Here is a 6,764-nt window from a genome sequence, read left to right as displayed (position 1 = left end):
ATACCTCACCGGACTATGGGCCTGCATGCAGACTGAAACGGCGTTCGATTCCGCTTTGCTGTTCAGTGAAGAGCACATGAAATCTTGATTTTAAACAGAGTATCTACGACAAACCACCGGCGGGTCCAACGTAACCGGCACCCGTAGGGTCGAATTTATTCGACCAAACGCGGCGCCGTGGGCGGAAAGGTCCATTGAAATGGACCCTACGACAAACCACCGGCAGGCCCAACGTAACCGGCACCCGTAGGGTCGAATTTATTCGACCCTACGGCTTATTCCAACCACATGGCATCCCACCAGGGGTAATCACCGAGCCGCGTTACCAAACCGGCGCGCAACGGATTGGCTACGATATACCGCGCCATGCACCTTAAATCCTCGTCCTTACGAACCGCATGATCGTGGAACCCTTTTTGCCATATATGCCCCCGGTCATTTTGCAATTCGTTCAGCCGCCTTGCCGTTCGTCCCTTGAGTAATTTGATCACCGGGGACAACCCGGCTCTCTCACCAAGTTGAAACAACCAATGCACATGATCCGGCATCAGCGCCCAGGCCACAGAAATCACCCACTGCTCTTCGTGTAACCGCCTCATTTCGTGCACCACGACACGAGCATGTTCAAACGAGTTGAACCAGGGCCAACGTTGGTAGGTACAGATTGTGATGTGGTAACAATAGCCGGGTAGAGAACACCGGCCCGCCAACAATTTTTCTCTGGTCATGATCATGATAAAGAAAAGGGTCCGGGATTCCGGAAGGTTAGGTTGCCGTTACCAAATGATCCAACTAAAGGCTCGGACAGGTCCATTGAAATGGACCCAACGGCAGAGCCCGTAGGGTCGAATTTATTCGACCGAACCACGGCGCCTAACGCGCTCGCCTCGCAACCGATTTTCGGGTACCTTAACGGGCCCTCGAGCCACCAAAACCATCCAAAAGCACAGGAGCGGCCGCATCATGCCGGTAACACAACGCCAGGTATTTTACATACACGGCTTTGATCCCCGCGGGGCCAGCCATTATCACAGCCTTTACCGCAGCCAGTCGGCCCGGCAAGCCAAAATAAACGGCCTGGAGATCGGCGTTTCCCGCCGCCGCCGCCACAGCGCCCATGTTCACCGCTGGCAACTGAACACCGCTCATACCCAAACCGACTACTGCTACCTGGGCTGGGACGACATCATTCGTCAAAACTGGTCCAAATCCTGGCCGCACATACTGAGCGATCTCGTCTATTGCCTGTGGGCCTACATTTTTACCGGCCGCATTTTCTCCTTTGCCCGCGCCTCCCACAAACAGATGATCGCCGGCCTGTACCCCGCCCTTTATATCCTCTGCAGCATAACCTTGGGAGCCTGGGCCGCCTTCAGCCTGGCAACATCATGGCCCTGGGGCGCCCTGCCCCCTGCCCTGGCCCTGATGATGCAATGGCTGGCGCCGCCCGCCCTGTTCGCGCTGTGGATGATGGGCTGCAAACGGCTGGGCGACAAACTGGCCGTGTTCTGGCTGCTGCGGATCTATGCCTTCTCGGTGAAATGGGCCAATGGCAAAGTGCCCGAGCTGGACAACCGCATAAACCAGTTTGCCGAGCAGATCATTGACGCCGTTCGCAACGACGCCAACAACGAAATAGTGATCGTTGCCCACAGCGTGGGCACCATGGTGGCCATGCCCGCCATGGCCAAGGCGCTGGCCGCCCTGCCCCAGGATCAGCTGTTCGCCAACCAAAGAGTGGTGCTGATCACCCTGGGCGAATGCATACCCTTGATCAGCTTCCAGCCCGCCGCCCGCGACTTTCGCGCCGCGCTGGAACAACTGGGGCAAGACCCGCGCCTGCTGTGGCTGGACTACACCGCCCCCACCGACGGCGCCTGCTTCCCGCTGCTCGACCCCGTGACCTCCTGCGGCCTGCGGCGGGCTCCCAACGCCGGGCCGCGGCTGCTGTCGCCCCGCTTTTTTACCCTGTACGAAGCCAATCACTACAAGCAACTGCGCAGAGCCTGGTATACCATGCACTTTCTTTATTTAATGGCCACCGACAAGCCCGGCCCCTACGACTTTTTTGCCTTTACCGCCGGCCCCCTGGCCATGACCCATCGATTAAAGGAGCAGCCATGACCTGCCCGGTATTCCCCAAACCCGGCAAGAGCAAAGCCTCGCTTTGGAAGGTGTTCTTCACAAAGCGCCACTCCTGGCTGAACGCCCTCTACGAACGCAGCTACCGCATGAAAATGGGCGAATACATCATGCCCGGCCTGCGGCTTTATATGATCAACCAGCCCGAACTGGTGCGCCGGGTGCTGGTGCAAGAGGTGGCCGACTTTCCCAAACACCGCATGCTGGGTGACATCCTCGAGCCCCTGCTGGGCGAAAGCATCTTCACCACCAACGGCGAGCAATGGCAAAAACAGCGCAACATGCTAGACCCGGCCTTTAAACACGCCCGGGTGCAGCAGGTGTTCAGCCTGATGCAGGACGCCGTGGCCGACATGTCGGCCAGGCTGGCCCAGGGCCCGAAGGCGCTGGATGTGGATCCGGAAATGACCTACGTTACCGCCGACATCATCTTCCGCACCATTATGTCGACCAAGCTGGCGCCCGAGCAGGCCCACCTCATACTCGACGCCTTCGTCCAGTTCCAGGCCGAATCGCCCAAGCTGGCCCTGTTCAAAATGTTCAACCTGCCGGGCTGGCTGCAGCAGGGGGCGAGCGAGCGCAAGCGCCAACTGGCCGCCCAACAGATCCGCCACGCCATTGAAGACATAGTGCGCCCCCGCTACCAGCAGGCCGAAGCCGCCCGCGCCGGCTGCCCCCGCTCCCGGGCCGAACTGGAGCAGCAACAGGATATTTTGTCGTCCTTGCTGCTCACCACCGATGAAGGCACCGGCCAGCCGTTTTCCTTCAGCGAAATCGTGGATCAGATCTCCATGCTGTTCCTGGCCGGGCACGAAACCTCGGCCAGCGCCCTGACCTGGTCGCTCTATTTGCTGGCCCTGTATCCGGACATACAAGAGCAGGCCCATCAGGAAGTGCAGCAGGTGCTGGCCGAGCAACCCATGAGCGTGGAAGCCATCCGCAAGATGGTGCTGGTGCGCGACTGCTTTCGCGAGGCCCTGCGCCTCTACCCGCCGGTGGGGTTTTTAACCCGGGAGTGCGCCCACAACACCAGCATGCGCGACAAAAAAATGCCCAAGGGATCGTCGGTGGCCATTTCCCCCTGGCTGATCCACCGCCACCGGGAATTCTGGGATAATCCCGACGGTTTCGACCCCTTCCGCTTCACCAGCAAGGAGCTGAAAACCCCCTTGAGCAAGTCTTACCTGCCGTTTGGCGCCGGCCCCCGGGTGTGCATAGGCGCGGCCTTTGCCCAGCAGGAAGCCAGCCTGATCCTGGCCACCCTGCTGCGGGACTACCGCTTCGCCCTGGCGCCCGGCTTTGTGCCCGAGCCGGTGGGGCGGCTGACCATCCGCTCGGAAAACGGCATGCAACTGGTACTCACCCCCAGGGCGAAACAGCAACCATGAAAGAACGCATTGCCGGCTTTATCTTGATGTGCGCCGTGGTGCCTATGGCCATACTCGGCTATTTGATCATCTGCTACGTGGGCTTTCTCGGCAAAACGGAGCGGGCGCGCAGCGGCGTAAGGGCGCTGGACCACTTCGTTAACGCCTCGGTGTTCAACGGCTATGCCTGGGAGTCCATCTCCTCCCACGCCTGGCGCGAGCGCGACCACAAGCGCTGGGCCCGCTTTGTGATCTGGCTGACCGACCAATTCCAGCAGGATCACTGCCGCCGCGCCAACAAGCGCGAACAGCCGCTGGTAGACCTGATGCTGCAAAAAGGCTTGCATAAGCAAACCATTAAATAACTCGGGGCCCTCCGGCCCCATTCCATCAACTGCGCCAAATTCCGCCCCATCCGTGCGCAATTCGGGTATATTGCCCGCCCCTTAATGTGGTAATATCCGCCCGCATTCTTGCGAGCACGCCAACGCAAATAAAAACAACCGAACAGCATTTATCAAACGGAACCCGCAATGCACTCTGTCTTGCTACTCCAAGGACCACTGGGGCCTTTTTTCCGGCACTTTTCGCGCTTTCTGGACGAGCAAGGCGTTCGCGTACACAAAATCAACTTCAACGGCGGTGACGGCTGCTGGCCCTGCAAGGGCAGCAACGTTGATTACACCGGCACCCTGCCCGAATGGCGCCACTTTCTCGGCAATTACATCCAGCAGCATCGCATAGACACCGTGTTCTGCTACAGCGACTGCCGCGAATACCACGCCGTGGCCCGCCAGTTTTGCCTGAGCCACGACATCCGCTTCTTTGTATTCGAAGAGGGATACCTGCGGCCGCACTATATTACCCTGGAGCAAAATGGCGTTAATGCCCATAGCTCCTGGTTTAATAAACTGGAATCCTTGCTGCCCGAGCAGCCCACCGAGCACCCGGCGCACAACTTTGATATAAAACCCAACTTCAAGCGCCGCATTTATTACGCCATGCGCTACTACCTGAACATGCAGCTCAACCGGCCGCGTTTTCGGCACTATGTGCACCACCGCCACCGCCCCTACTGGCAGGAAGCCACCGCCTGGCTGAAAGGCTGGTACACCAAATACAGCCACAGCGCCCACGACAAGGGCCTGCAGCAAAAGCTGATCGATCACCACTCCGGCCAGATCTTTCTGGTGCCGCTGCAGGTGGCGGACGATTTTCAAATAAGAACCCACTCCCCCTTTGCGGACGTGGCCGAGTCCGTACACCATATTCTGGACTCCTTCGCCAAATACGCGCCGGACCAGGCCGTGCTGTTGTTCAAGCACCACCCCATGGACCGGGGCTACACCAACTACAGCCGCCTGCTGCGCGAGGAGAGCAAACGCCTCGGCATTGCCGACCGGGTGTTCTACGGCTTTGATCTTTCCTTGCCCGAGCTGTACCACCACTGCAAGGGCGTGGTGACCGTTAACAGCACCGTGGGCATTTCCGCCCTGCTGCACCACGTGCCCACCATTACCCTGGGCCAGGCGCTGTACGATATTCCCGGCCTCACCAGCCAGTGCCCGCTCGATGCCTTCTGGAGCCGGCCGCAGCCCGTTAACCTCAAGCTGTTTAAACAGCTGCGCACCTTTTTGCTGGCCAACACCCAGCTCAACGGCAGCTTTTACTGCACGCCGGAGCAAACCTGCCGGCAAATTTGGCAACACCTGCCCGCCCTGCACCCCACCAGGCCCGCGGCCAAAGCCCCCAAAGCCAGCACCACCCCGGCCTACGCCCAAACCAAATAACCGTAGCGTCCACCGTAGGGTCCACTTCAGTGGACCATCCCGCCAACGGCGCCATGGTTCGGTCGAATAAATTCGACCCTACGGGAACCACCTACACCAGGTTACCCGTAGGGTCCATTTCAATGGACCAATCCGCCAACGGCGCCATGGTTCGGTCGAATAAATTCGACCCTACGGGAACCACCTACACCAGGTCACCCGTAGGGTCCACTTCAGTGGACCATCCCGCCAACGGCGCCATGGTTCGGTCGAATAAATTCGACCCTACGGGAACCACCGACGCCGAGCCACCCGTAGGGTCCATTTCAATGGACCATCCCACCAACAGCGCCGAGGCGGTCGAATAAATTCGACCCTACGGGAACCACCGGCGCCGAGCCACCCCATTAGAGCAACCGGTCATCAAAACGTAACACAACCTTAATATTCTGCTGCGTCTAATATACGCGCATTGCCTTGATCAAGGGTCGAAATCATCGGGTGGCGATGCTATTATTCCGCGTCATAAAAAACAACGCCTTGCAATTTGCAACCGCGTTTTACAAGGAGCGAGTGAAACCAGCAGATTAGGGGCTGTAACCTAAGGGCGGTAGCGTACCTTTTTAATAAAAACCAAAAAGTTAACCATTTGTTTATTAAAAAGATTTTTCCTTTACATCCGCCTTTTATCTTCAATTGAAGCATTACTCGCCAAAGTTCCTGGCCCATACAAAAATCTGCCAGCTCAACGCCATAATTCAGTAAGAAAAGAGCGCAAAACCCCATGCTGTTATCGAACAACAAGATTATTCCCTGTACCCTGCTGGCCCTGGGCGTATTAACCCTGGGCGGTTGTGCCAGCCGGGCAGAACAACACACCAGCGCCCCCCACGGCCAATACACCTCCGAGCTGAACCAGTTCCTCGGCAATGCCGCCCCCGGCGCCGCCACCACCCTGGCCCAGTCCCCCTGGGGCCCCAATGTGCAAGTGCTGGCTAACGCCCCCTATGCTGCCGCCAGCGGCCGGACCTGTCGCGAGCTGGAAGTAAGCCAGCCCACCGGCACCACAGAACACCACCTGGCCTGCCAAACCGACGCCGGCACCTGGGCCCAGGTGCGCCCGGTAACCCGTTTGCTCAACCCGTAGGGTCCACTTTAGTGGACCAATCCGCCAACGGTGCCGTGGTTCGGTCGAATAAATTCGACCCTACGGAAACCCCCTACACCGGGCCAACCGTAGGGTCCACTTCAGTGGACCAATCCGCCAACGGCGCCATGGTTCGGTCGAATAAATTCGACCCTACGGAAACCCCCTGCACCGGGCCAACCGTAGGGTCCACTTTAGTGGACCAATCCGCCAACGGCGCCATGGTTCGGTCGAATAAATTCGACCCTACGGAAACCCTCTACACCGGGCCAACCGTAGGGTCCATTTCAATGGACCAATCCGCCAACGGCGCCATGGTTCGGTCGAATAAATTCGACC

General features: G+C 58.7%; 6 protein-coding genes. 5 read left to right on the top strand and 1 reads right to left on the bottom strand.

The features are described 5' to 3' along the window. Positions 1–275: 275 nt before the first annotated feature. The gene (locus JKV55_RS03570) at positions 276–734 is read right to left on the bottom strand and encodes an REP-associated tyrosine transposase (protein ID WP_237332646.1); all 459 of its coding nucleotides are present in this window, start codon (positions 732–734) and stop codon (positions 276–278) included. A gap of 229 nt (positions 735–963) precedes the next feature. Here JKV55_RS03570 and JKV55_RS03565 point away from each other — a divergent pair, with 229 nt between their 5' ends. The 5 genes from JKV55_RS03565 to JKV55_RS03545 all read left to right on the top strand — a co-directional run bounded on the left by JKV55_RS03565 (position 964) and on the right by JKV55_RS03545 (position 6,425). Then, the gene (locus tag JKV55_RS03565) at positions 964–2,124 is read left to right on the top strand and encodes a hypothetical protein (RefSeq protein WP_237332645.1); all 1,161 of its coding nucleotides are present in this window, start codon (positions 964–966) and stop codon (positions 2,122–2,124) included. Then, positions 2,121–3,530 (top strand): cytochrome P450, encoded by a 1,410-nt coding sequence (locus JKV55_RS03560; RefSeq protein WP_202082378.1) that lies wholly within the window; start codon positions 2,121–2,123, stop codon positions 3,528–3,530. The genes JKV55_RS03565 and JKV55_RS03560 overlap by 4 nt, the downstream gene beginning before the upstream one ends. Beyond that, a complete protein-coding gene (locus tag JKV55_RS03555) occupies positions 3,527–3,874 on the top strand; it encodes a hypothetical protein (RefSeq protein ID WP_202082377.1) in 348 nt (115 codons plus the stop codon). The genes JKV55_RS03560 and JKV55_RS03555 overlap by 4 nt, the downstream gene beginning before the upstream one ends. A 168-nt stretch (positions 3,875–4,042) precedes the next feature. After that, positions 4,043–5,299, top strand: a complete 1,257-nt coding sequence (locus JKV55_RS03550) for a capsule polysaccharide biogenesis protein (protein ID WP_202082376.1) — start codon at positions 4,043–4,045, stop codon at positions 5,297–5,299. Between the two features lie 763 nt (positions 5,300–6,062). Next, the gene (locus JKV55_RS03545; protein ID WP_202082375.1) at positions 6,063–6,425 is read left to right on the top strand and encodes an RT0821/Lpp0805 family surface protein; all 363 of its coding nucleotides are present in this window, start codon (positions 6,063–6,065) and stop codon (positions 6,423–6,425) included. The last annotated feature ends 339 nt before the right edge of the window (positions 6,426–6,764 follow it).

Origin of the sequence: Zobellella iuensis (assembly GCF_016746085.1) — a bacterium.
Classification (GTDB): domain Bacteria; phylum Pseudomonadota; class Gammaproteobacteria; order Enterobacterales; family Aeromonadaceae; genus Oceanimonas; species Oceanimonas iuensis.
The sequence above is the reverse complement of the archived record's forward strand: the minus strand, read 5'-3'. Positions and strand labels throughout refer to the sequence as shown.